The 22563-nt window shown below is 40.1% G+C and carries 28 protein-coding genes, 2 tRNA genes and 1 pseudogene; 27 read left to right on the top strand and 4 right to left on the bottom strand.

The genetic code is table 11. The features are described 5' to 3' along the window. The first annotated feature begins 12 nt into the window (after nucleotides 1–12). The 15 genes from rplF (at nucleotide 13) to EHQ70_RS01990 (ending at nucleotide 9374) form a co-directional block, all read left to right on the top strand. Nucleotides 13–552, top strand: a complete 540-nt coding sequence (gene rplF, locus EHQ70_RS01920; RefSeq protein ID WP_002973724.1) for a 50S ribosomal protein L6 — start codon at nucleotides 13–15, stop codon at nucleotides 550–552. 6 nt (nucleotides 553–558) lie between these two features. Then, entirely contained in the window at nucleotides 559–927 is a 369-nt protein-coding gene (gene rplR, locus EHQ70_RS01925) for a 50S ribosomal protein L18 (protein ID WP_035983657.1), read from the top strand. A 3-nt stretch (nucleotides 928–930) separates the two neighbouring features. Beyond that, complete coding sequence (gene rpsE / locus EHQ70_RS01930; RefSeq protein ID WP_002973816.1) at nucleotides 931–1434, top strand: 30S ribosomal protein S5; 504 nt, start codon at nucleotides 931–933, stop codon at nucleotides 1432–1434. 13 nt (nucleotides 1435–1447) lie between these two features. After that, complete coding sequence (rpmD, locus tag EHQ70_RS01935; protein ID WP_100721649.1) at nucleotides 1448–1627, top strand: 50S ribosomal protein L30; 180 nt, start codon at nucleotides 1448–1450, stop codon at nucleotides 1625–1627. A 4-nt stretch (nucleotides 1628–1631) separates the two neighbouring features. Further along, the gene (gene rplO, locus EHQ70_RS01940; protein ID WP_135583276.1) at nucleotides 1632–2165 is read left to right on the top strand and encodes a 50S ribosomal protein L15; all 534 of its coding nucleotides are present in this window, start codon (nucleotides 1632–1634) and stop codon (nucleotides 2163–2165) included. A gap of 7 nt (nucleotides 2166–2172) precedes the next feature. Continuing rightward, nucleotides 2173–3552 carry a preprotein translocase subunit SecY gene (gene secY / locus EHQ70_RS01945; protein ID WP_002974039.1) on the top strand — a complete coding sequence of 460 codons (1380 nt, stop codon included), beginning with the start codon at nucleotides 2173–2175 and terminating at the stop codon, nucleotides 3550–3552. Nucleotides 3553–3555: 3 nt separating this feature from the next. Beyond that, nucleotides 3556–4119 (top strand): adenylate kinase, encoded by a 564-nt coding sequence (locus tag EHQ70_RS01950; RefSeq protein ID WP_004783833.1) that lies wholly within the window; start codon nucleotides 3556–3558, stop codon nucleotides 4117–4119. 10 nt (nucleotides 4120–4129) lie between these two features. Beyond that, nucleotides 4130–4348 (top strand): translation initiation factor IF-1, encoded by a 219-nt coding sequence (gene infA / locus EHQ70_RS01955; RefSeq protein ID WP_012476295.1) that lies wholly within the window; start codon nucleotides 4130–4132, stop codon nucleotides 4346–4348. 9 nt (nucleotides 4349–4357) lie between these two features. Then, complete coding sequence (gene rpmJ / locus EHQ70_RS01960) at nucleotides 4358–4471, top strand: 50S ribosomal protein L36 (RefSeq protein ID WP_002974084.1); 114 nt, start codon at nucleotides 4358–4360, stop codon at nucleotides 4469–4471. A 6-nt stretch (nucleotides 4472–4477) separates the two neighbouring features. Beyond that, complete coding sequence (gene rpsM / locus EHQ70_RS01965; RefSeq protein WP_135583277.1) at nucleotides 4478–4855, top strand: 30S ribosomal protein S13; 378 nt, start codon at nucleotides 4478–4480, stop codon at nucleotides 4853–4855. Nucleotides 4856–4866: 11 nt separating this feature from the next. Further along, nucleotides 4867–5280, top strand: a complete 414-nt coding sequence (rpsK, locus tag EHQ70_RS01970; protein WP_004783964.1) for a 30S ribosomal protein S11 — start codon at nucleotides 4867–4869, stop codon at nucleotides 5278–5280. Nucleotides 5281–5289: 9 nt separating this feature from the next. Continuing rightward, complete coding sequence (gene rpsD / locus EHQ70_RS01975; RefSeq protein ID WP_135583278.1) at nucleotides 5290–5922, top strand: 30S ribosomal protein S4; 633 nt, start codon at nucleotides 5290–5292, stop codon at nucleotides 5920–5922. A 25-nt stretch (nucleotides 5923–5947) separates the two neighbouring features. Next, nucleotides 5948–6925, top strand: a complete 978-nt coding sequence (locus tag EHQ70_RS01980) for a DNA-directed RNA polymerase subunit alpha (protein ID WP_002974165.1) — start codon at nucleotides 5948–5950, stop codon at nucleotides 6923–6925. 1 nt (nucleotide 6926) lies between these two features. Further along, complete coding sequence (gene rplQ / locus EHQ70_RS01985) at nucleotides 6927–7442, top strand: 50S ribosomal protein L17 (RefSeq protein WP_135580131.1); 516 nt, start codon at nucleotides 6927–6929, stop codon at nucleotides 7440–7442. 111 nt (nucleotides 7443–7553) lie between these two features. Beyond that, complete coding sequence (locus tag EHQ70_RS01990; protein WP_135583279.1) at nucleotides 7554–9374, top strand: PAS domain-containing sensor histidine kinase; 1821 nt, start codon at nucleotides 7554–7556, stop codon at nucleotides 9372–9374. Here EHQ70_RS01990 and EHQ70_RS01995 read toward each other — a convergent pair. After that, nucleotides 9364–11382 (bottom strand): 1-acyl-sn-glycerol-3-phosphate acyltransferase, encoded by a 2019-nt coding sequence (locus EHQ70_RS01995; RefSeq protein ID WP_135583280.1) that lies wholly within the window; start codon nucleotides 11380–11382, stop codon nucleotides 9364–9366. The genes EHQ70_RS01990 and EHQ70_RS01995 overlap by 11 nt on opposite strands. A 122-nt stretch (nucleotides 11383–11504) precedes the next feature. Between EHQ70_RS01995 and EHQ70_RS02000 the strand changes: the two genes are divergently transcribed. The 4 genes from EHQ70_RS02000 (at nucleotide 11505) to EHQ70_RS02015 (ending at nucleotide 14077) form a co-directional block, all read left to right on the top strand. After that, complete coding sequence (locus EHQ70_RS02000; RefSeq protein WP_135583281.1) at nucleotides 11505–12530, top strand: ATP phosphoribosyltransferase regulatory subunit; 1026 nt, start codon at nucleotides 11505–11507, stop codon at nucleotides 12528–12530. Nucleotides 12531–12537: 7 nt separating this feature from the next. After that, nucleotides 12538–13812, top strand: a complete 1275-nt coding sequence (locus EHQ70_RS02005; protein ID WP_135583282.1) for an adenylosuccinate synthase — start codon at nucleotides 12538–12540, stop codon at nucleotides 13810–13812. 78 nt (nucleotides 13813–13890) lie between these two features. Next, nucleotides 13891–13963, top strand: a tRNA-Lys gene (locus EHQ70_RS02010). Nucleotides 13964–14002: 39 nt separating this feature from the next. Continuing rightward, nucleotides 14003–14077: transfer RNA gene (locus tag EHQ70_RS02015), tRNA-Glu, on the top strand. Here the strand turns inward: EHQ70_RS02015 and EHQ70_RS02020 are convergent. Together EHQ70_RS02020 and EHQ70_RS02025 are read right to left on the bottom strand one after the other, a co-directional pair. Then, nucleotides 14037–14933 (bottom strand): TIGR02757 family protein, encoded by an 897-nt coding sequence (locus tag EHQ70_RS02020; RefSeq protein ID WP_135584293.1) that lies wholly within the window; start codon nucleotides 14931–14933, stop codon nucleotides 14037–14039. The two genes, EHQ70_RS02015 and EHQ70_RS02020, sit on opposite strands and share 41 nt — an antisense overlap. Then, complete coding sequence (locus EHQ70_RS02025) at nucleotides 14923–15822, bottom strand: hydroxymethylglutaryl-CoA lyase (protein ID WP_135583283.1); 900 nt, start codon at nucleotides 15820–15822, stop codon at nucleotides 14923–14925. The genes EHQ70_RS02020 and EHQ70_RS02025 overlap by 11 nt, the downstream gene beginning before the upstream one ends. 71 nt (nucleotides 15823–15893) lie before the next feature. On the opposite strand from EHQ70_RS02025, the gene EHQ70_RS02030 reads away from it, so the two are divergent. After that, entirely contained in the window at nucleotides 15894–16682 is a 789-nt protein-coding gene (locus EHQ70_RS02030; RefSeq protein ID WP_135583284.1) for an ABC transporter ATP-binding protein, read from the top strand. Here the strand turns inward: EHQ70_RS02030 and EHQ70_RS02035 are convergent. Beyond that, a complete protein-coding gene (locus EHQ70_RS02035) occupies nucleotides 16637–17653 on the bottom strand; it encodes a tetratricopeptide repeat protein (protein WP_135583285.1) in 1017 nt (338 codons plus the stop codon). The two genes, EHQ70_RS02030 and EHQ70_RS02035, sit on opposite strands and share 46 nt — an antisense overlap. Nucleotides 17654–17676: 23 nt before the next feature. On the opposite strand from EHQ70_RS02035, the pseudogene EHQ70_RS02040 reads away from it, so the two are divergent. From EHQ70_RS02040 to purQ, 7 genes and pseudogenes are all read left to right on the top strand, one after another. After that, a pseudogene (locus EHQ70_RS02040) lies at nucleotides 17677–18282 on the top strand (ABC transporter ATP-binding protein); the annotation flags it as partial. Beyond that, nucleotides 18263–18919, top strand: coding sequence for a heme exporter protein CcmB (locus EHQ70_RS02045; RefSeq protein ID WP_135583287.1), 657 nt, complete (start codon nucleotides 18263–18265; stop codon nucleotides 18917–18919). The pseudogene EHQ70_RS02040 and the gene EHQ70_RS02045, both read left to right, overlap by 20 nt. A gap of 51 nt (nucleotides 18920–18970) precedes the next feature. Further along, nucleotides 18971–19669 (top strand): cytochrome c biogenesis protein CcsA, encoded by a 699-nt coding sequence (ccsA, locus tag EHQ70_RS02050; protein WP_135583288.1) that lies wholly within the window; start codon nucleotides 18971–18973, stop codon nucleotides 19667–19669. A gap of 3 nt (nucleotides 19670–19672) precedes the next feature. Continuing rightward, nucleotides 19673–20800, top strand: a complete 1128-nt coding sequence (locus tag EHQ70_RS02055) for a PP2C family protein-serine/threonine phosphatase (protein WP_135583289.1) — start codon at nucleotides 19673–19675, stop codon at nucleotides 20798–20800. Continuing rightward, nucleotides 20797–21654: a phosphoribosylaminoimidazolesuccinocarboxamide synthase gene (locus EHQ70_RS02060; protein ID WP_135583290.1), complete on the top strand. Its 858-nt coding sequence runs from the start codon at nucleotides 20797–20799 to the stop codon at nucleotides 21652–21654. The genes EHQ70_RS02055 and EHQ70_RS02060 overlap by 4 nt, the downstream gene beginning before the upstream one ends. Further along, nucleotides 21636–21884 carry a phosphoribosylformylglycinamidine synthase subunit PurS gene (gene purS, locus EHQ70_RS02065; RefSeq protein ID WP_135583291.1) on the top strand — a complete coding sequence of 83 codons (249 nt, stop codon included), beginning with the start codon at nucleotides 21636–21638 and terminating at the stop codon, nucleotides 21882–21884. Before EHQ70_RS02060 ends, purS begins: the two co-directional genes overlap by 19 nt. After that, nucleotides 21881–22528 carry a phosphoribosylformylglycinamidine synthase subunit PurQ gene (purQ, locus tag EHQ70_RS02070; RefSeq protein WP_135583292.1) on the top strand — a complete coding sequence of 216 codons (648 nt, stop codon included), beginning with the start codon at nucleotides 21881–21883 and terminating at the stop codon, nucleotides 22526–22528. Before purS ends, purQ begins: the two co-directional genes overlap by 4 nt. Nucleotides 22529–22563: the final 35 nt, after the last annotated feature.

A 22563-nucleotide genomic window follows, 5' to 3' on the forward strand; every position in this document is an offset into this window, starting at 1 on the left:
AACGATATCACCATGTCTCGAGTTGGAAAAAGTATTATCAAATTGCCTGCAAAGGTAGAAGTGAAAGCAGAAGCTGAAGCCCTTACAATCAAAGGGCCTTTAGGGGAATTAAAAACTCCGCTTTACGAAGGTGTCAGCGCAAATGTTGAAAACGGCGAATTGGTTTTTACTCGTAAAAGTGAAGACCAAAAGACTGTGGCTCTCCACGGTCTCGTTCGTTCCCTTGCGATGAACTGCGTAAAAGGTGTGACAACTGGTTGGGAAAAAAACCTAGAAATTACTGGGGTTGGTTATCGTGCACAAAAACGCGGTAAAGATCTAGTAATGGCTCTCGGATATTCTCACGAAGTGGTTTTCCCTGAACCTACTGGTATCAAAATCGATGTTGCAGATCAGCTAAAAATCAAAGTATCGGGAATTGACCGACAACTGGTTGGACAAGTTGCGGCTGACATTCGTTCAAAAAGACCACCTGAGCCTTACAAAGGGAAAGGGATCAAATATCAGAACGAATACATCCGTAGAAAGGCCGGAAAAACCGGTAAGAAGTAGAACGTCATGATCAATAAGACAGCTAAAAATACGAAAAGATTGAGACGAGCGGAACGAGTTAGATACAAACTCCGCTCTACATCGGAAAGACCTCGGTTGGTTTTCAACAAAACAAACCGTTACCTCACTGCACAAATCATTGATGATGCAAAAGGTGTAACGCTTGTTTATGCAACCACTCTAGAGAAAAATTTTCCGAAACATGAAAATTCTAAGAAGAGTAAATCGGCTGCAACCGAACTCGGTAAAGTAGTCGCTGAGAAAGCGAAAAAAGCAGGAGTTTCCCAAGTGGTTCTCGACAGATCTGGAATGGTTTACCATGGAAAGATCGCTGCTTTTGCTGATTCTGCCCGTGAAGGTGGATTGGAGTTCTAAATGATGTTAGAAGAAGAAACAAAAGAATTTACTGAGAAGGTCGTAAAAATCGACCGAGTTGCCAAAGTAGTGAAGGGGGGACGTCGTTTCTCCTTCAACGCTCTATCCGTTGTAGGTGACTCTAAAGGAAAAGTAGGGATTGGATTTGGAAAAGCAAATGAAGTTCCAGACGCCATCCGAAAGTCCATTGAATCGGCAAAAAAGAATTTAAAATCCATTCACTATATCGGTCATACCGTTCCTCATGATGTTGTGGGACAGTTTAAATCCGCTCGAGTGATTTTGAAGCCGGCTTCCCCGGGAACGGGAATCATCGCAGGAGCTTCTGTTCGTTCCGTTTTGGAAAGAGCAGGAATTCAAGATGTTTTAACAAAGTCATGGGGATCTTCAAACCCGATGAACATTGTGAAGGCGACTATGGATGCATTACAACAGTTGGAAACTCCGTCTATGGCGGTAAAACGACGTGGTGTTAGCCTCAAACACTTGTTTGGGCAAGATCTATAAAAGGTAACTGACTATGGAAGAAGTGATCGTAACGCAAGAAAAAAGTTCTATTGGTATCATTCCGGTACACAAAAAAACCCTAATTGCACTCGGCCTTAAAAAGAAAGGTCAATCCAAAAAACACAAAATGACTCCCCAATTGAAAGGGATGTTACGACAAGTAGGTTACTTGTTGAAAGTGGAAAAGGTATAATTGTATGGCACAAGATAGAATTGAACAAGGTCGTGGATTTGGGGCAAAACGCCCGAAAAAGTCCACATCCCTCGGCAACAAAAACTTGGTTCCAGTTCCGGAAGGTGCAAAAACTTCTCCGAAACGTGTGGGTCAAGGTCCAGGATCGGGAATGGGAAAAACTTCCACTCGTGGTTCCAAAGGACAAAGAGCTCGTGCAGCTTCGATGAGACGTGGATTCGAAGGTGGACAGTTGCCTCTCCACAGACGTTTGCCAAAACGTGGATTTACAAATATTTTCTCTGTTGAGTTCCAACCAGTAAACTTGATCTCTTTATCAAAAGCAGGTCTTTCTGGGGAAGTAACTCCTGCCATTCTCAAAGCCAAGTCATTGATTAAGTCAGTAGAAGGACCAATCAAATTACTCGGAACTGGAGAAGTGACTGCTGCCATCACCATTACGGTAGATGCTTTTTCTGCCTCTGCAAAAGAGAAAATTGAAAAAGCGGGTGGAAAAGTCATCATTAGAGAAAAGAAAAAAGAAGAGAAAAAAAACTAGATAACCTATGTTTCAAACCATCGCTAACATCTTTCGAATCCCGGAATTAAGATCTAAAATCCTATTTACGATAGGTATGTTGTTACTTTTCAGAATGGGAACTCACGTGACCATTCCGGGTATCAATAGTTTGATTGTAACGGGCATTACTGCCGATCCGAGTGAAGGTTTCCTCGGAATGGTGGATTTGTTTGCTGGCGGTGCTCTTTTAAAATTTTCTATTTTTGCACTAGGGATTATGCCTTATATCTCTTCTTCCATCATCATGCAGCTAGTGATGGTTCTCATACCTAGTTTGCAAAAGATGCAAAAAGAAGGGGAAGAGGGTAGAAAGAAGATCCAACAGTACACTAAGTACGGAACTCTTATCCTTTGTGCGATCCAATCACTTGCTGTGATCCAACTTGCAAATTCTTGGTCTACCGGATCGGGAACAGCGCAGGCGAAATACCCAGGGCTAATCAATCCATCTGTAGAAGGTTACTTTCTACCGATTGCGATGCTCTCTATCACTACGGGAACAGTGCTTCTCATTTGGCTCGGGGAACAGATCACAGAAAGGGGAATTGGTAACGGGATTTCTCTCATTATCTTTGCAGGGATTATTGGTCGTATGCCTGAAGCACTCATTGCTATGTTTACTTCTGATACTTCTGATGCTCTTAGCATCCTTATCCTTATCATCATCTTTATTGTTTTGATCTCCCTTACTGTGATTTTAACCCAAGGGGTTCGTCGGGTTCCGTTAAATTACGGAAAACAAATGGTGGGAAGAAAGATGGTTCAGGCTCGTAGCCAATCCATTCCTTTCAAAGTGAATAGTGCCAACGTAATGCCAATTATCTTTGCATCCTCACTGATTCTTTTCCCGCAAACAATTGTTCAGTGGTTGTCCTCTAAGGGTGGTCAGTGGGCAGGTTGGGCAGTGATTATGGACTATTTCAATCCATTTTCACAAATTTGGTACCATGCCCTTTTTTACTATGTGATTTATACATCTCTAATCATTTTCTTTGCTTATTTTTATACGGCAATTCAGTTCAACCCACAAGAGTTAGCTGATAACCTAAAAAAATACGGTGGGTTTATTCCGGGAGTTCGTCCAGGAAGCCAAACCAAAGATATGATAGAGAAAATCTTGAATCGAATCACCCTGCCGGGTGCTCTTTTCCTTGCTGGTCTTGCTCTTGCTCCGTATCTCATCATAAAGTTTTTAAACCTCGGTTCTAACACCGGCGGGGGAACTTTAGTGTATACGTTCGGAGGAACTTCACTTCTCATTATGGTGGGTGTGGCGCTAGAAACATTGAAACAAATCGAAGCCCAACTCCTGATGAGAAATTATGAAGGATTCATGAAGAAGACTAAAATCAAGGGAAGAGTGTAACGAATGAAGAGACTCATATTTATGGGACCCCCAGGTGCTGGAAAAGGGACCCAAGCTGACATCATCAAAGAGAAATACCAAATTCCACAGATCTCTACCGGAGACATACTCCGTGCTGCCGTAAAAAACGGAACCCCTATGGGGATAGAAGCAAAAAAATATATGGACGCTGGAGACCTTGTTCCAGATGCTGTCGTTATAGGCATAATTCGCGACCGATTGGTCGAAGCTGATTGTGCAAATGGATTCATACTGGATGGATTTCCTAGGACGGTGGAGCAAGCAAAGGCTCTCTCGGAAATCCTCAAAGAGCTCCGCATGGAGCTCGACTCCGTTGTCAACCTAGACGTTCCTGACGAAGAACTCGTCAAACGGTTGCTAGGTAGAGCGATCAAAGAAGGACGCTCGGATGACAACGAAGAGACCATCAAAAACCGTCTGCATACTTACAACACCAAGACGTTGCCCCTGATAGACTTTTATAAAGGCTCTGGGATCCTTCGGCAAATCAATGGTTTGGGAAGTATGGAAGAAATCACTAACACTATTTTAAAATCGATCCAGTAGGAGATAGACCCTGGCTAAGGAAGAAGCAATAACTATTGACGGAACCGTTTTAGAACCGTTACCGAACGCTATGTTCCGCGTGGAACTAGAGAATGGTCACAAAGTTCTAGCACATATTTCGGGAAAAATGCGTATGCATTATATCCGTATTTTACCCGGCGATAAAGTTACTGTAGAACTTTCTCCTTATGACCTAACCAAGGGCCGTATCACTTACAGAAAGAAATAGGGAACTATAATGAAAGTTAGAGCATCAGTCAAAAAAATCTGTCCAGAGTGCAAAGTCATTCGCAGAAAAGGTGTAATCCGAGTGATTTGCACGAACCCAAAACACAAACAAAGGCAAAGATAGAAAGATATGGCACGTATCGCGGGTGTTGATTTACCATCAAACAAAAGAATATTGATCGGTCTTACATACGTATTTGGTATTGGTAAGACGTCCTCTCAAAATATCCTGAAAAAAGCAGGAATTGACGAATCTATCCGGGTGAAGGACCTTTCGGACGAACAAGAAGCCGCGATCCGACGAGTCATTGAAGAATCATACCAGGTAGAAGGGGATCTTCGTTCCGAAGTCAACCTAAACATCAAACGATTGATGGACGTAGGTTGTTACAGAGGTTTTCGTCACAGACGCGGACTTCCTGTTAACGGACAAAGAACAAGAACCAATGCAAGAACTCGCAAGGGTGTCAAGAAAACTGTAGCCAACAAGAAAAAGGCTCCAAAATAGAGGACTGATCCATGGCTGAAAAAGACGCAAAGAATAAAAAAGATACCAAAAAGGTTAAGAAAAAAGAAAAGAAGAACGTTCCACGAGGAAAGGTTTATATCCAAGCTTCGTTTAACAATACAATCGTATCGATTACAGATATGGCTGGAAATGTTCTTTCTTGGTCTTCTTCTGGAATGATGGGATTTCGTGGATCCAAAAAATCCACTCCGTATGCAGCTCAAGTAGCTGCTACGAATGCAGCTGAAAAAGCAATCGAAGCTGCTGGTCTTTCTGAAGTAGATGTAATGGTTTCTGGTCCTGGAATTGGACGTGAATCTGCCATTCGTTCTTTAACTACGAAAGGTATTGCAATCAAACTCATTAAAGACGTAACTCCGCTCCCTCACAATGGGTGCCGACCACGAAAAAGAAGAAGGGTGTAGGAATTAGATATGGCACGTTACAGAGGTCCAGTTGTTAAATTGATGAGAAGAGAGGGGCTTAACCTCTTTCTCAAAAATAGTCATACTTTACATAAAGAAAAATCTTCCCTAGAAAAGAGAAAGTACCCACCAGGTCTTCCTCCTAAGAAAAAAGGAAAGATTACTGAATACGGAGCTCAGCTTCGTGAAAAACAAAAAGTAAAACGCGCATACGGAGTTTTAGAAAAACAATTCCGTAGATACTTTGAAGAAGCAACTCACACTCCAGGGATTCCTGGTGAGAATTTACTCCAATTCCTCGAAAGAAGATTGGATAACGTTCTCTATCGTATGGGTTTTGCTGTGACTCGAAGACAAGCTCGTAACTTCGTAGCACATAGACACATTCTTGTGAATGGCCACCGAGTGGACATTTGTTCTTATCGTGTGAATGTTGGTGATAAAATCGAAATCCGTGAGAAATTCCAAAAATCTGCGTTTATCGAAGAAAATATCAAACTAGCTCAAGCAATCAATCGTACTGCTTCTTGGGTGAGTGTGGATTATACCAAGTTCTCAGGAGAAGTGTTATCACTTCCAACAAGAGAGCATATTGATATCCCTGTGAAAGAACAGGTAATCGTAGAGTTGTACTCGAAGTAAGAATTTAGAGAAGAAGGATACGACATTGTCTCCAAAGAATTTATTAAAAGGTTTTAAAAGACCCAAAAAAATCGAATTCACAACTGATGTGAATACACCAAACTACGGTAAGTTTGTTGCAGAACCTTTCGAAAGAGGAATTGGTACTACGATTGGTAACTCCCTTCGTCGTACGCTCATGTCTTCTATTGAAGGCGCGGCAATTTCCGCAATTCGGATTGAAGGAGTCTCTCACGAGTTCTCTTATATTGAAGGTGTAGCAGAAGACGTAACTCGTATCATTCTTAACTTAAAACAAGTTCGAATTAAATACGAGCCTGAAGACAAAGAAGCAAGCAAAGTAATCCATCTAGAATTAAAAGGTGCTGGTTACTTTCGTGCAGCTGATTTAGCTGTTGATTCTTCTATTGAAATCATGAACCCAGACCTTCATATTGCAACCCTCAATGAGGATGCAAATTTGATTATGGATTTGGAAATTCAAAGGGGACGTGGTTACGTTCCTGCTGAAGACAAAAAGAAAGACATCGAAGTACTGGGAACTATCCCTATCGATTCTATTTTTTCTCCTATCCAAAAAGTATTGTTTGAAGTATCAGAAACTCGTGTTGCACAACGTTCTGATTATGAAAAACTTACTATGGAAGTTTGGACTGACGGTTCTGTTTCTCCTGAAGATGCAGTAGCACAAGCAGCAAAAATCCTAAAAGACCACCTAACTGTTTTCATTAACTTTGAAGAAGAAATTGAAGAAGAAGAAGAAGAGTTGGATGAAGCTGACGAAAAACTAAAAGCAGCTTTATCTAAACATGTAGAAGAATTAGAACTATCTGTTCGTTCTACAAACGTTCTTCGCAGTTTGGAAATCGACTTCATTGGTGAACTCGTTAAGAGATCAGAAGACGAAATGACTAAATCAAAACATTTCAGCGAACAAAGTTTACAAGAGTTGAAAGCAAAACTTTCCTCTATGGGACTTTCGTTCGGTATGAGAGATTTTTAAGATGAATAAACGTAATAAAGTTAAACAACTCAACAGATCCGCAGATCATAGAAAAGCTATGATCCAAAATATGGTAATCTCTTTACTTCGTCACGAAAGAATTGAATCTTCTGTTGCGAAGTTGAAAGTGGCACGTTCTTATGCAGAACGAATCATCACTAGAGCAAAACGCAACTTAGATGCTAACTTGGCGAATTTGGACGAACAAAAGAAAAATGCTGCAATCTTGCACAATACACGATATCTTTACAGCCATCTAGGTGACCAAGAAATCGTAACAAAACTTTTGAAAGACCTTGCTAACCGTTATGCGGAAAGAGTGGGTGGATACACAAGAATCATTCGTTTGGTGAACCGTCCTTCTGACAACACTGCAATGGGAATTTTGGAACTTGTGGATCGCAAAACTCAAGATGAGTTAAAAGCTGAAGTAAGAGCAAAACGCGAAGAAAAGAAACCGGCTAAAAAGGAAGAAAAGCCTAAAAAAGCCAAAAAAGAAAAAGCTGCGGCGAAATAAGTTAAACCTTTCTCTAAAGCTTGAAAACCAAAAAGCCTACTCAAACCCTGAGTAGGCTTTTTTTTTATTGCAATCGTTCTGGTATCTGATCTTATTCTACATTCCAAACGAATGACTCCCTCTCTGTCCATATCCGATTCTATCTGGCATACAGCCTTTAGTTCTAGTCCTATTGGGATGGCGATTACCGATATGCAAACGGGTTTGTATGTTGATGTCAATGATGTATACTGTTCTTGGCTCGGTCGAACCAGGGAAGAGGTGATTGGCAAATCAACTCTCGATTTAGGGATTTATTCCAATTCCGATGATAGAGAATACATTCTGGCTAGTTTGAAAAAAGATGGGTATGTTCTCAATTTAGAAGTTCCGCTAGTTACGAAAACAGGAACCACAGTTACAATTCTCTTCAGTGGTCGCATCGTAGAAAACGGGAAGTATCTTTTATCGGCGGGACAGAATGTTTCTGCATTTAAAGAAAAAGAATACCTGGCACGCGTTTTACAAAGCGAACTTGTAATCAGCAAAGAACTTTTTGAAAGTGTATTTCGCCTGAACCCTGCTGCCGTAAGTCTCTCGAATGCAGAAACAGGGAAATACGATGATATCAACGAAGCCTATTGCCGTTTGATCGGATACAGTCGAGACGAAATTATTGGAAAAACCTCTCTCGAGTTAAATATCTGGATCACCAAATTGGATCGTGCCCGACTTTTGGAGGAAGTGCAGAAAAAAGGTTGGAGTACTGGTATGGAAGCAAGTGTCCGCACCAAAACCGGTGAAATTCGCCATGTAGTATCAGGAAATACGATCATCAATAATCATGGAAGGCCTACCTTACTTGCGATTCTCATCGATATTACAGAATCAAAACAAAATAAAGAAGCATTAGAATTTGCTGTTACTGAAAGAACAAAAGAACTCAATCGAATTCTAGAGGACCTACAAAAAACCCAGGATCAGTTGATCCTTGCTGAAAAAATGGCAACATTAGGTCAGTTAGTTGCCAGTGTAGCTCATGAAATTAATAATCCACTAGCAGCTATCTCTGCTTTTAGTGAACAAATTCACAATCGAATGGGGAACTTTGGAAACCGATTGTTTCAAATCAAAGAGTGTTTTTCCAAATACTCAGAAAAGGAAGTAAATGAGGTTATCTCTTGGGTGATTGAATTGTTTACAATCAAACCAAAATCCTATGCATTTGCGGAAGCAAGAAAAGCTAAAAAGACATTGGAAGGTATTTTTGATCGTCTAGAGATAGAATCTGCCTATGATTTAGCGGATCGAATTGTTGATCTTGGTGTTCCTGATTTTTTTCTAGAAAATGAAAAGATCTTACCTCTTTTTAAATCTTCCCCCTTACTTGAGTTAGTTCTTTCTGAACTGAACACTCTAAGAAGTATCGAGTCTATTCGTTTGGCAGTGGAAAGAACGTCCAAAATTGTTTATAGTTTGAAAAATTATGGGCGATTTGACCGAAACGAAGCAAAATCTCCAATCAATGTAGTCGATACGATCGAAACTGTTCTAACATTATACCAAAACAAAATGAAATCTGGTGTAGACTGCATTCGGCTCTATCATGCAAAACCGACGATTGCCGGTTATCCTGATGAACTGATCCAAATTTGGACCAATCTAATTTACAACGCTTTACAGGCGATGGCTTTTAAAGGAACTCTCACTATCCAGGTGGATGAATTAGAAAAGGATGTTGTGGTTCGTATTAAGGACGATGGACCCGGAATTCCAGTGGCCATACAAAAAAGAATTTTTGAACCATTTTATACAACCAAAGAGAAGGGAGAAGGTTCGGGGCTTGGTCTTGGGATTGTCAAACAATCAGTTGAGGGAAGGCACCATGGCCGGATCCAATTTCACTCAGAACCCGGCCATACAGAATTTGAAGTCAGTTTACCTAAAATCTAGCTAGCTGCATTTGTAACTTTTCTGCTATGGAATCAAACTCTTCGTTTTGGATCACAGTTCTGTAAGCAGCAGTCACAATCGGATGCCTTTTTTCATCCAGTTGGATGAGATTTGGCAAAACCTTTAAACCATAAAAGCCGTTGGTAATCTTTTCTGGCCTTGTCCCATTGGCAAGATCATACCCATACTTTCTGTCTCTTGTATCTGATCCGAAGCAAGCCAACATAAAATCAGTCATTCCTGATAGACCATTGAAGGTGGTTGGATCTCCCCCGAGTAAAACGCCGATGGATACCATTTCATTGAAGAAACGATTACTCAAATGGAATAGTGTGTTGTCTACGTTTCCACCTAACTCTCGTTTAAAATAACCTTCCACAAGTCCCATGGCAAGGGCGTAGATTGTTTTTAAAGCCCCACCAAGTTGTACGCCTTTTGTGTCTCTGGAATTGATTGCGGTTCTTGTGAAAACGTAGTTGTTGGAGAGCAGGTCTTGGAGTTTGGGAATGAGAGAATCTTCGAAAGCAGAAATTTCAAATCCAGAAATTTTCCTTTCCATGATTTGGTCGGGATAACAAGCCCCAGAAACGACAGCTAATCTTTCTCTTTCAATCAGTAACAGTTCATTCAAGTCTTCTAAAATAAGTCCTTTTTTGGATCCCGTAAATCCTTTGATTACGTTCACCATTGGGGATTTATTTTTTTGAAGGTAGGTTCTAATTTTTGAATAGATACTATCGAATTCCCAAGGATTGGTACCTTGGATGAAAAGTGTTGCCGACTCCATAACCTCCGGTTTGTCCGAGAATTCAATGTTTGGTGGGAGTTTATAAATCGGATAGTGGACTACATCTCGTCTTTCTTCATTACTTTGTTTTACAATTTCAGAATCGGGGGTGTAGATGGTGACTTTGACATTTTTATTTGCCATCACACAAGCAAAAGCCACAGACATATTGGACGATCCAATGATGACCACATGTTCATCTGGTTTTTTAGGAAGCGGAATAAGTTGGTTCGTTTCGCGAACGTCCCCTTTGTAAAGGTTTCGATAGGTTCCGTGTTTGTGTTTGTTTAAATTGCTGCCAACAAGAAGTGCTAGATTATCAATGATAAACTGTTTTTTGTCACCAGTCCCTGGAAACGAAATCTGTTCAATATGTTTAGGGAATGTTTCCATTTCCTTTTTCGTAAGTTCCCCAACAAGCACTGGTTTGCCGATCACAAGTTTTCCAACTGCTTGGTTGAAAAGTAATCCTTCAATAGGAAGAATTTTTTCTGTTCCTTCTAGAGAAATGGGAAGGATCACTTTGTTAGCAACATAGTGGTACACTGTGTCCACAAAAGGCATAAGCCTTCCATCCCGGGACCTAGTTCCTTCTGGAAAAATAGAGATTACCTTTCCATCTGATTGTAATTTCTGTGAATTACGAAAGGCTCGCATATTGATTTTGGTCATTACATCCGAAAGAGAGGGATTGTCTGCCATATCCTTTTTGGAACAAACAAGAAGTGTCCCAAACATATAAAGTCCAAGGCGGGTGAAGTCCGGTTCGAAGGCAAGTCGTCCTGCGATAAATACTAGGGATTCCGCAATCTTTCTCCCTTCTGGTCCTGCATTGTACAAAAGAGTGAAAATGGCAGGTGCATCCAAATGGCTGAGGTGATTGGAAATTAAAGTGACTGGGTATTTGCCGATGACACCATCTAAAAGTTTGAGATTTTCTGTTCCCTCTACTTTGAATTTTTTCATGATGGGATCGAGAAATTTTAACATAAAATCCCGAGGTTCTGGACGGATGTCTGTATACACTCCAATCTCTTCCAACCGTTCCGGTTCTTGAAAGATATCCATGACCTTTGGTTTCGGTGTACTTTGTGAGAGAACTAAAAACTCTTCTAAAATGGACTTTGCTTCTAATTCGGTGAGACCGGATTTTACAAATAGGTGAATGTTCTCAAAAAATTCTTTATGCCAGCGACCCAAAGTGGCTTCTTTTTCTGTCATGTATGCCTCTAAACCGACATTAAATTACTGAAAACTTTCGATTTGTCTATTCGATTTTTACAATTGATTGCGTAAATCCAGGATTTCTCTAAACTGACTTCTTGGGTGATCGAGATCCCGGTATGAATCAAAAACACAAATCAATTTCCTCGGAACAAAAATGGATTCCGGATGGATTTCATTTTTTAGGCCCCGAAGAAAGCAAAAACCGGCGGATTTTACTACAAACTTTTTCGGAACTCTTTGAAAGAGAAGGGTATTCTGAAATCAATTTACCTTCCTTTGATTATTCTAATTCCTTTCGCATTCATTTGGATCATGGTCTGGAAAGTTTGCTCGTTTCTAAAGATTGGGACGGGAATGAAATTTCCCCTGGTGTTGACCTAACACTACAAGTGGTGAAGGGAATGGCTGCTCGTTCCCATTGGGAAGAGAATCAAAATGTATTTTACTTTGCACGTAAGATTCGTGACCACAAAAAACGCAATGCGTCGAGGCGTGAAATCTTACAAATTGGTGTGGAGTCGCTTGGGAAAAGTGATACAAACCAAATCATATCTCAAATTCAAATTTTAAATAAACTTTGGCAAAGTGCTGCACCCAAGGTTTCCTTTACGATTGTTTTTGGACATTCTGCTTTTTTTCGTTCTGTTTTGAAAATCCTTGGTTGGAATGAGGAACAAACAAAGGTTCTGCGTCAACTTCTATATACTAAAAACTTACCGGAACTTGTTTCTCTTGCAGCACGGGAAAACACTTCTGAGTCACATATGGAAATGATCCAACTGTTGCTTAAAGCCATCCCTGTCAGTGAAATGCCAAAGTTTCAAGAATCTTTACGAAAGATTTTAGATCCTAAGGAGTGGGAGATTCTGAAAGAGGATTTGGAATCGATCACTTTGTTTTTTAAAGAATGGTCGAAGGTTCAGGGAGGAATTCCAAGCATTTGGGATCCATCGCTTGTTCGTGACTTATCCTATTATACGGGATTTATGTTTCAAGGATATGTGGAACATGATCCTGAGCCGGTTTTCGCCGGTGGTGTTTATAATGAATTGTATGAAAGTTTTACTGGAATTAAGAAAGATGCCTGTGGTTTTGCCCTGCATCTCGATTCCATAGAAGAAATCGTAAATAAGGTGAAATGAGGGAATTATGCCTGCAAATTTAGTTGTCGGAGCACAATGGGGTGATGAAGGAAAGGCAAAGGTAATCGATTATCTTTCCAAAGATACAGATATCATTGTTCGGTACCAAGGTGGAGCAAACGCCGGTCATACAGTCGTGGTGGGTGGAAAAAAATATATTTTTCATTTGGTTCCTTCTGGAATTATTTATGATAATACCACTTGTGTGATTGGAAACGGTGTGGTTTTGGATCCAGAGTATTTTTTAAAGGAATGCGCTGATTTAGAATCTCATGGATTCAAAGTGAAGGAAAAAGTCCTTATCAGTGACTCTTGTCATATCCTCCTTCCTTACCATCGTTTGATTGATGAAGCAAGAGAAGCTGGATCCTCTCCCGAAAGAAAGATTGGAACTACCAAAAAAGGGATTGGGATGTGTTATGCAGACAAAATGCTTCGTAACGGAGTCCGCGCTGGTGACCTTTTAGACAAAGAACTTCTCAAACGAAAACTCACTCACATTTTAGAAGTCAAAAACCAAGAACTAGTCAAATACTATGATTTAGAACCAGTGAACATTACGGAAATGTATGATTTTCTTTTGGACTTCGCGGACAAAATGGGAAAAAACATTGTGAACACAGTGTACTACCTAAACTCCGAATTACAAAAAGGAAAACGTGTTCTTTTGGAAGGAGCACAAGGGACTGGACTCGATATCGATTTTGGTACCTATCCATATGTAACCAGTTCGAATCCTACAACAGGTGGGGCACTTGCCGGATCGGGAGTCAGTTTTCGATACTTACAAGACGTGATTGGGATTACCAAGGCCTATGCAACCCGAGTGGGGGAAGGGCCATTTCCTTCGGAAATTTTGGGGGAAGCTGGAGACGTTTTGCGTAAGTTAGGCGGTGAGTATGGTTCGACCACAGGAAGGCCAAGACGTTGTGGTTGGTTTGATGTCCAAATGATCAAACATGCGGTAACAGTCAACGGGATCAATTCCCTTGTTTTGACTAAAATTGATGTACTCAGTCATTATGATTCTATCCCTGTAGTAGTCGGATATGAACTCAAAGGTAAGAAGTTAGATTTTTTTCCATCCCAAGGACTAGAAGACGTCAAACCGTTGTTTGCTGAGTTTAAAGGATGGAAGGATGATATTTCTGGAATCAATTCTTTCTCTAAGTTACCAGCACTTTGCCAGTCGTACATTAAGTCCTTACAGGAACTAGTGAATACTAAGATTGGAATTGTTTCGACAGGACCTGATCGTGAACACACGATCATCATGGACTAAAAAAATAAGGAACTCTGGATCTTTTTTTTAAGTAGTTGTTGACCGAGAAAGGTGGTTCGATATTCTTGGCTACAGAACGAGTCGTTAGCTCAGCTGGTAGAGCAATTCCCTTTTAAGGAATGGGTCCGGGGTTCGAATCCCCGACGACTCACATAAGAGTTCCAATCACTCTTAAGCGTTCTTCTCAAACGGTGCCATCGTCTAATGGTTAGGACACAAGGTTTTCATCCTTGCAATCGGGGTTCAATTCCCCGTGGCACTACCAAACAAACCTCTCTCAAATAACAAACTTCACAAACTCCCTTATTGTACTCTGCGTTACATTTCTCAATGATCCCTACTCGTGTCAGATAGAAGTCGTATAACAAAGGATCGGCGGGATTGATCTGAGTAAAAAATTCTTTAATCAGATACGCATCCTTCACTCCAAAACTTTTACGATTTGTAATTCCTAAAATTTGAATTAATTTTTGGATATGAACGTCCAAGGGAAAGGGAATTTGGTTTGGTTTGATTCTTTGATAAATTCCAAAGTCGGGATAGATGGATCTCACCATCCAACGTAAAAAAAGGGATAAACGTTTTTTGGGAGACTTGGATGTTGATTTTCCAATTAGAAATTGTAATCCGTAAGAGAGAGTTTTTTTCCCACTTGTTTTTTTCAGTTCCTCTTCCCAAAAACTTTGAAACCTTTGGATGGACTTTGTTTCTTCAAATGCTTCGTTTTTATCTAGAAAAATTGATTCTAAGAGAGGGGATGTTCTTTCCTTCTCAGCAATCACCCTTGCTAATGTTTGAAAGAAGATTTGGTTGTCTTTTTTCGTTTGGAATCTATAAACATTTAAGCCAGAGAGAAAGGTCTGAAACTTTGCATCCTGATCTAATAAGGTTTGGTAGGGGGATGATCCAAGATTAAAAAAGATTGGTTTTAGAAAACCTTGGATGCTTTTTACATTTCCATAAGCATACAAACAAGAAATAAAGGAAACCACTTCAATATCGAGTGGATCTTCGTACTGTTTAGGAAAACATATGGGATCTGTTTCTAAATAACTTAGATTTTGATACTTCTTTCTTAGGTCTTCTAACTTAGTATGCAGAAGGTCTAAATCAATCGGCATTCTTCATGGCAACGTAAGTTCTTGAGGTTAGTTTTCTTCCGATTTTCTCTTCCATAAATCGGCTGGCTGAAACTAGAGAATCCAATTGGATTCCTGTATCATATCCCTCCCTATGCAAAAAATAAACTAAGTCCTCGGTTGCAACATTACCCGCCGCTCCTTTGGCATAAGGGCAGCCGCCAAGACCTCCAGCAGAACTATCAAAACTACGGATTCCCATACCAAGCGCTTGTTTGGTGTTGGCAATGGCCATCCCATAGGTATCGTGAAAGTGACCTGCAAGTAAAGTTTTGGGAATTTTTTTGAATAGGACTTCCAAAAGAGATTCTACTTCCGAAGGAACTGCAACACCAATGGTTTCTCCGAGTGAAATTTCGTATACACCGGCATCTAATAAACGTTCAGCGATATTTAATGTTTTTTCCGGTTTGATTTTCCCTTCGTAAGGACAAGCGATGACTGTTGAAATATACCCTCGCACTTTGATTCCATCAGTTTTTGCTTGGGTAAAGATGGGTTTGAAAAAATCCAAACTTTCTTCGATAGTCATATTGATATTTTTTTTGGTAAAGGTTTCTGAAGTAGCGGTGAAAACGGCAACTTCTGGAAAACCTGCTTCTTTTGCTCCTTCATAACCTTTGGCATTTGGTGTGAGTGAGGAAAACCTGACCTTGTTTTGGAACTTAGGAAGGACAAGGGCTGCAAGTTCTTTGGCATCTCCCATTTGTGGAATTCGATCTTTCCTAACAAAGGAAGTGAGTTCCATATGTTTTACGCCGGTTTCTACTAGACGAGATATGAATTCAAATTTATCCTGAGTGGAGAGAATGGTTTTTTCGTTTTGCAGTCCATCTCTTGGTCCTACTTCTGTGATTTTAACTAGTTCCAATTCCCAAATCTCCTTACTCTTTAGTCTCCCTTGGAAAAAAAGAAACGCAATGATTTTATGGAGTGAATCTTATGTTTGCTCTTAAAAATATTACTGTCAAAGTGAATGGACGAATCCTTTTCAATCAAATCAATCTAACGGCAGATACAAATAAAATTACGGGTCTTATTGGAAAGTCGGGTTCAGGAAAATCGACATTGTTTCGGTTGGCACTGGGCCTTTTGAGTCCCACAGAGGGATATGAATGGAGTGGTTCTATCGATTGGAAAGGTACTCCCTTATCAAAAAAACAAAACCCAAATCTCCAACCTGTGTTTCAGGATCCACATGGTAGTTTTTCTCCTTTTGGTTCCATGAAAGATTTACTTCTCGAACCAATTCGCATTAAACATGGATATTTCCTAAATGATGAAATCAAAAAGAAAGAAACTTTAAGGATCGAATCTTTTTGTGAAAGGTTTGGTTTAGGGTTAGATTTGTTAAAAAAGACCAAACAAGAGTTAAGTGGCGGACAATTGCAACGTTTTGCCATCCTTAGATCTTTGCTAACAAACCCAGAGTATCTCCTTCTGGATGAACCAGTCACTGCACTCGATGTACTGGTTCAAAAAAAAATTGCCGAAGAACTCAAACAAATCAACCAAACGGATCGTTTGGGAATGTTTTTTGTTTCTCATGATTTAGGATTTTTATCTTATATGTGTGATGAGATTTATGTTTTGGATGGTGGTGAAATTGTGGAAGCAGGGAAACCAAAAGAAATTCTTTCCCATCCTAAATCAGGTCTGTTGCAAAGTTTGGTAGCAGCCAGAAATCACTCGTTTGGTGGAGTTGTTTCTTCTTCTGAATCATCCAACTGAGTTCGTTTGGCCTCAGCAAATTTTTTCGCGATGTCACGCCTTCTTGCGATGACTTTAGATGAAACCGTGGCAAAAAAAGGATCGTTGGTAAAACTTAACATCTTTGTATATTCTTCTTCGGCCGTTTCATAGTCAGTGACTTTGGATGCAGTTTCTGCAAAATAATAATGGAATTTTTTATCGTAAGGTTTTGGTTTCCCTTCGGCTGTGGTGAGAGTGGTGCGATTGAAAATTTTATAAGCTATATGGAAATTTCCTTTTTCCATTTCAAGCCTTGCAAATCCTAATTTAACATTTGGACTTTCTTCTTCTATCTTCAGAGCTTTATTCAAATAGAGAAGGGCACGGTTTTTGAGTCCTGTCGCGAGATAATGATCCGCAAGACGGATAAGAGCTTCTGTATCATATGGATTTTTTTCCACTGCCAATTTGTAATTCATGATGGCATAATATACTTGCCTTGTGATCTCGGATAGAATTGCGATATGTAAGTAGGTTTTAAAATACTCGGGCATCTCTGCTTTGGCGTATTCAAATTCAACCAGAGCTTTTTCGTATTTCATATCCAAAGAATATAGTCGTCCTAAGTTGTATCGGAAGGGAAAAAATTGCGGATCAAACCTAACACCGGCTTCCAAACGTTTGATGACTTCATTCCTGGTATTTGGTTTTCCGTTCAAAAGAATTTCAATGGTATCGTTATTCCATTTTCCGGAATTGGTGATGGTTTCTGTTCCGTATGTAAAACTTCCGTTGGATTTGGGTGGTTCCCCTTGGAAGAGTTTTCCTCGTGCCAAGATAAAATCATCTTTTTGGTAGATAAAGGATCCGTTTGGAAAATCGGAGGTATCAAACTCCTGATCTTTGCCCCAGAGGATTTCTGGGTATTCCTTGTTCCCAATCAATTTTTGTCCCCAAATCAGACTGGGGATAAAAAACATAAGTGCGAGACTGAAGCTACGAAAGAACATGGTGTAGAATGAACCAAACCCTTTTGGAAACAAAAGCGCTTACTATAAGTGTCGGCGAAAAGGTCTTACTTAGAGAGATCAATCTTTCATTTTTTGAGACAGGGCTTGTGGCAGTGCTCGGAGAAAATGGAGCAGGGAAGTCGACTCTGTTAAAAGAGATTTACCACCATTCCCTCTCTTCTCCCAAATGGAATTGGAACCAAGGCAAAAAAAAACTGAGTTACCTAGGCCATGAGTTAGGATTTTACTCCTCACTTAGTTTAGAAGAAAATTTAGATTATTTTGCGAAGTTAGATGGGACGAAACCAGATCTTCAAAAAAGAAAAACTCTATTAGAAGCCTTTCGTTTGCAAAAAAGAATTTGGGATCCCATTCATACATTCTCACGTGGAATGAAACAAAAGGTGGCCATCCTTCGTGTTTTACTTTCTTCCGCTGAAATGATATTATTTGATGAACCCTATACGGGCCTTGATGCCGAATCATCAAAAATTTTGAGTGAACTTTTGAATTTGGAATCGAAGTCAAGACTCATTCTAATCGTTCTCCATTCTGTGCCAAAAGAACTACAATGTACATCCCAATTACAAATTGAGAAAGGAGGAGTCTTTGTTACTCACCTTACTTAAAAAAGAATTTTATCTGATTGGTCGGTCGCTCGGTGGGATCGTTTCTCTTTTCACTCTCAGTGTCTCTGTTGTTTTTATTTTTTATACTTCCATTGAAGTAAACGAAATGTTGTCGGAAAGAAGCATTCGTGGGATCAAATGGGCGATTATCTTTTTACTGAACTTTGTGATCGTCAGCCAAAGTCTTTGGGAAGAACGAGAGTCCATGGGTTGGGAAGCCAGTCTTTCTTTTGTAAGTCCAATTTCTCTGTATCTGGCCAAGTCTCTTGCCATTTGGTTCTGTACGATTTTAGTGAATGCATCCCTTGTCCTTATCCTTTCTGTATTCTTTCAAAACATGAGTGTCGATCGCTACTTCGGAGAATGGCTTTTTGCCAATTTGGGGAGTGGGTGTTTGGTATTTCTCGGAGTTTCTCTTGGTCTCATTGCCTTTGAAAGCCGGCTGAAAGAAATCATCATTCCGCTTTTGCAACTTCCCTTTTCCATCCCTCTTTTTCTTTTTGGATTGGAGGCTGAAAATCGGTATTGGCTGGAACCAGGGTTTTACCTACCTTCGGTGGGTTTGCTTCTCTTTTTTATGTTATTTTACGCAACTCTTGGTTCGGTGATGATTGAGATTCTAAGGAATGAGCATTAGGGCCTTGTTTTCTCCTCGAATTTCTTTCTATCTTTGAAAATCTGGAAAAAAATGGAACGTAAGATTCGGATATTCCACCCTGTTTTCGATATCGGTTTTTATCTCGTTGTTTCTATCTCACTAGTATTTGCCGTTATCTTCTCGTTAGTGTATCCGAATGTCATTTTGGAACAGGGTTTAAGCCACAGAATCTTTTATTTACACGTTCCCGTCGCCTGGGTGGCGTTATATGGCCCAATCCTGTCCTTTTTATTCTCCTTGATTTTTCTTTTTTCAAGAAATATGCTTTGGGACAGGCTTGCCTTCACGGCGAACCAACTATCTTTTTTATTTGCCGTTGGTGTTTTGTTTTCCGGTCCCATTTGGGCCTATAGTGCTTGGGGTGTTCCTTGGGACAAAACGGATGCTAGGTTGCAGTCCTTTTTTATCCTTTGTATTTCGCTTGTTAGTTATTTTATTTTTCGTTATTTAGTTCCTTCTAAATCCAAAAAAGCCATTCTTTCGGCTTACCTTTCTGTACTTTGTGCTGTGAGCGCCATCCTCACTTGGGGTGCCATCCGTTGGATTGAAAATCCAGGTAACCATCCGGGGAGTGTTCTTGGAAAGGGAGGAATGGATTCAGATATGAAACAAAGTATGTGGCTCGGGGTGATTGCCTTCCACTTTCTATTTCTTTTCCTTTTTCTTGTTTCCAACCGCAGCGAAAAAATCCAAGATATCAGATCCAAATTGAAATCGGAACTGGATTAAACCATGGCAAAAGAAGAATCCATTCATACCATCCTGATCGTGGATGACGTTCCCGAAAATGTGGAACTTTTGAAATACCTTTTGCAACAAGAGGGATTCAAAACCTATACCGCATACTCTGCGGAGGAAGCAAGGCTCGTATTATTAAATACTGCCATCGATACACTTTTGTTAGATGTGAATATGCCAGTCCAAGATGGATTTTCGTTTTGTCGGGAACTGCGAACTATGGACCAGTTCAAACTCCTTCCCATTCTTTTCATTACATCGATTGAGAGAGAAGTAGGATTTCAGGAAGCCATGAAAAATGGTGGAGATGATTTTATCAACAAACCCTTTAACAAAAGGGAACTTGTAGCTAAAATCCATTCTGTGATTCGTTTAAAAGACTTACAGGACGAATTGTACACTCAAAAAAGTAAATACGAAAAAGAATTACAAACTGCAAGAAGGGTTCAAGACCAACTCATCCCTGAAAAAAGTTTTATTTGGAATGGAATCAAAGCCCAAACCTTATTCCATCCTTATTTACAAATTGGTGGGGACTTTGTCGATTCTTGGATCGAAGAAAAGAAACTTCATATCGTGATTGCGGATTGTTCTGGGCATGGACCGAGTGCAGCCCTCATTGGCGCGATGTTCAAAATGCAATTATTCAATTTAGTTCCTTCTATGGGTCTCCATGCACGAGTAGAACATTTACGTAAAAACATGGAGCTCGTTCTTCCGGAAGATTATGCCATTACTTTTTGTTATGCGATCCTTGATTCCGATTTAAAACTTTCTTATATCAATGGGGGTCACCCTGCTCCTATTGTTTATATCGATGGAGAAACAAAATTCCTGAAAGGAATGAGTCCTATGATTATGGGGATTAACTTCACTGCTAACGATGAAGTGCAGACGGTTCAACTCAAAAATGGATCTATGTTTTTTATGTACACGGATGGTGCCAGTGAAGCTATGAATTCCAAATCCGAATACATTACCGAAGAAGGTATGAAGGAAATTTTCCACGAGTCGGTAAAGTCGGGAACAGATATCTTAAAGGCAGTTCAAAATAGAATTTTAGAATTTTGTGGATCTTCCACTCCAAATGATGATATGGCCATGGTGTGTATACAGTTATGATTCCTAGTCCTAATTATAAAGGCAAAGTCAGAGATGTTTATGATTTGGGAGATTCACTTCTCCTCGTCGCTACCGATAGAATTTCTGCTTTTGATGTCGTGTTTGAAGAACCAGTTTTGGATAAGGGTAAAATCCTGACTCGAATCTCCACCGCTTGGTTTCGTTTTTTTCCTGAAATCCAAAACCATTTGATCACGGACGATGTTTCTCAATTTCCAAGTCCATTTCAAAATGAAGAATCACTTCGAGGGCGTTCGGTTCTAGTCAAAAAAGCCAAACGAATTGATTTTGAATGTGTCGTTCGGGGATACCTAACCGGATCTGCTTGGAAGGAATACAAAACGGTTGGAACCATCGCTCATGTAAAATATCCCCCAGGAATCCTTGAGTCTTACAAGTTTGAAACTCCCATCTTCACACCAGCCAGGAAAAACGATTCCGGTCATGATGAAAATGTGAGTGAAGCCACAATGGAAGCGGAAGTCGGAAAGGAACTGTATTCTAAGCTAAAGAATCTTTCCCTTCAATTGTACAACAAAGCCCACGACCTTATGGCAAAACAGGGAATCCTCCTTTGTGATACAAAATTTGAATTTGGACTGATTGACGGAAAACCCATCTTAATTGATGAAATTTTGACCCCGGATTCCTCTCGGTATTGGGATGGCTCTACCTATGAACTTGGCAAAACGCCTGCCAGTTTTGATAAACAAATCCTTAGGAATTGGCTGGAATCCACGGATTGGGACAAAAATCCTCCCGCTCCCGCTTTGCCCGAATCCTTGATCCTAGAACTACGTAAAAAATACTTGGAATTGGAAGATAAAATCACGCTATGTTTGTCGCAAAAATAAACGTTACCCTCAAAGAATCGGTTCTTGACCCACAAGGCCAGACCGTTCTCCGCACCCTTCATGACCAAGGGAAAACTTCTATCTCTGATCTAAGAGTGGGAAAATACATCGAAATGAAAATTAGTGCCAGTTCACAATCGGATGCTGAATCTTCTGCAAAAGAAATTTGTGAATCTTTGCTTGTGAACCAAGTAATTGAAACTTACCGGTTGGTTGTGGAGAAAGTATGAAGGTTCGAGTGATTACCTTTCCTGGATCCAACTGTGATAAGGATGTGGGATCTGTTCTCGAATCTGAATTTGGAGCCAAGGTAGATTACACTTGGTACAAAGAATCCTTTTCCGATAGTCCTGATCTTGTGGTTTTGCCAGGCGGATTTTCCTTTGGAGATTATTTACGATGTGGGGCTATGGCAAAGTTTTCCAATGCTATGGAATCGGTTGTGAGTTATGCAAACAAAGGTGGAAAGGTATTAGGAGTTTGTAATGGATTTCAAATCTTGACAGAGTCGGGACTCCTCCCTGGTGCTTTACTTCATAACAGAACTTTAAAGTATATTTGTAAAGATGTGGATCTCCTTCCTGTTTCCGAAAACCAAATCGCAAAGGGAATCAAAGGAACACTTTCCATTCCGATTGCTCATGGAGAAGGTGCTTACTTTGCTGATGCTACTACTTTAGAACGATTAGAAAAAAACGGACAAGTGGTCTTTCGTTACAAACAAAATCCCAATGGATCTTTGAATGATATCGCAGGAATTTGTAATGAAGCTGGAAACGTTCTAGGAATGATGCCCCATCCGGAACGCGCAGTAAATCCTTATACAGGAAAAATGGATGGGAAACAAATCTTAGAGGCTCTATTAAAAAAATAAAAATCTTTTTAACCTTTTCTTGCTTTTTCGTCTAA

The sequence above is a fragment of the Leptospira congkakensis genome (genome assembly GCF_004770265.1).
GTDB classification, from domain to species: Bacteria; Spirochaetota; Leptospiria; order Leptospirales; family Leptospiraceae; genus Leptospira_A; species Leptospira_A congkakensis.

Bases quoted from the DNA above. Each gene is read 5' to 3' on its own strand.
- EHQ70_RS01950 (WP_004783833.1), top strand. From the start codon at position 3,556: ATGAAGAGACTCATATTTATGGGACCCCCAGGTGCTGGAAAAGGGACC.
- EHQ70_RS02055 (WP_135583289.1), top strand. From the start codon at position 19,673: ATGGCAAAAGAAGAATCCATTCATACCATCCTGATCGTGGATGACGTT.
- EHQ70_RS02060 (WP_135583290.1), top strand. From the start codon at position 20,797: ATGATTCCTAGTCCTAATTATAAAGGCAAAGTCAGAGATGTTTATGAT.
- purQ (WP_135583292.1), top strand. From the start codon at position 21,881: ATGAAGGTTCGAGTGATTACCTTTCCTGGATCCAACTGTGATAAGGAT.
- EHQ70_RS01990 (WP_135583279.1), top strand. From the start codon at position 7,554: ATGACTCCCTCTCTGTCCATATCCGATTCTATCTGGCATACAGCCTTT.
- EHQ70_RS02030 (WP_135583284.1), top strand. From the start codon at position 15,894: ATGTTTGCTCTTAAAAATATTACTGTCAAAGTGAATGGACGAATCCTT.
- rplO (WP_135583276.1), top strand. From the start codon at position 1,632: ATGGCACAAGATAGAATTGAACAAGGTCGTGGATTTGGGGCAAAACGC.
- EHQ70_RS02020 (WP_135584293.1), bottom strand. From the start codon at position 14,933: ATGCCGATTGATTTAGACCTTCTGCATACTAAGTTAGAAGACCTAAGA.
- EHQ70_RS02000 (WP_135583281.1), top strand. From the start codon at position 11,505: ATGAATCAAAAACACAAATCAATTTCCTCGGAACAAAAATGGATTCCG.
- EHQ70_RS02035 (WP_135583285.1), bottom strand. From the start codon at position 17,653: ATGTTCTTTCGTAGCTTCAGTCTCGCACTTATGTTTTTTATCCCCAGT.
- purS (WP_135583291.1), top strand. From the start codon at position 21,636: ATGTTTGTCGCAAAAATAAACGTTACCCTCAAAGAATCGGTTCTTGAC.
- secY (WP_002974039.1), top strand. From the start codon at position 2,173: ATGTTTCAAACCATCGCTAACATCTTTCGAATCCCGGAATTAAGATCT.
- rpsD (WP_135583278.1), top strand. From the start codon at position 5,290: ATGGCACGTTACAGAGGTCCAGTTGTTAAATTGATGAGAAGAGAGGGG.
- rplF (WP_002973724.1), top strand. From the start codon at position 13: ATGTCTCGAGTTGGAAAAAGTATTATCAAATTGCCTGCAAAGGTAGAA.
- rpsE (WP_002973816.1), top strand. From the start codon at position 931: ATGTTAGAAGAAGAAACAAAAGAATTTACTGAGAAGGTCGTAAAAATC.
- EHQ70_RS02005 (WP_135583282.1), top strand. From the start codon at position 12,538: ATGCCTGCAAATTTAGTTGTCGGAGCACAATGGGGTGATGAAGGAAAG.
- ccsA (WP_135583288.1), top strand. From the start codon at position 18,971: ATGGAACGTAAGATTCGGATATTCCACCCTGTTTTCGATATCGGTTTT.
- rpsK (WP_004783964.1), top strand. From the start codon at position 4,867: ATGGCTGAAAAAGACGCAAAGAATAAAAAAGATACCAAAAAGGTTAAG.
- rpmJ (WP_002974084.1), top strand. From the start codon at position 4,358: ATGAAAGTTAGAGCATCAGTCAAAAAAATCTGTCCAGAGTGCAAAGTC.
- rplQ (WP_135580131.1), top strand. From the start codon at position 6,927: ATGAATAAACGTAATAAAGTTAAACAACTCAACAGATCCGCAGATCAT.
- rplR (WP_035983657.1), top strand. From the start codon at position 559: ATGATCAATAAGACAGCTAAAAATACGAAAAGATTGAGACGAGCGGAA.
- rpsM (WP_135583277.1), top strand. From the start codon at position 4,478: ATGGCACGTATCGCGGGTGTTGATTTACCATCAAACAAAAGAATATTG.
- rpmD (WP_100721649.1), top strand. From the start codon at position 1,448: ATGGAAGAAGTGATCGTAACGCAAGAAAAAAGTTCTATTGGTATCATT.
- EHQ70_RS01995 (WP_135583280.1), bottom strand. From the start codon at position 11,382: ATGACAGAAAAAGAAGCCACTTTGGGTCGCTGGCATAAAGAATTTTTT.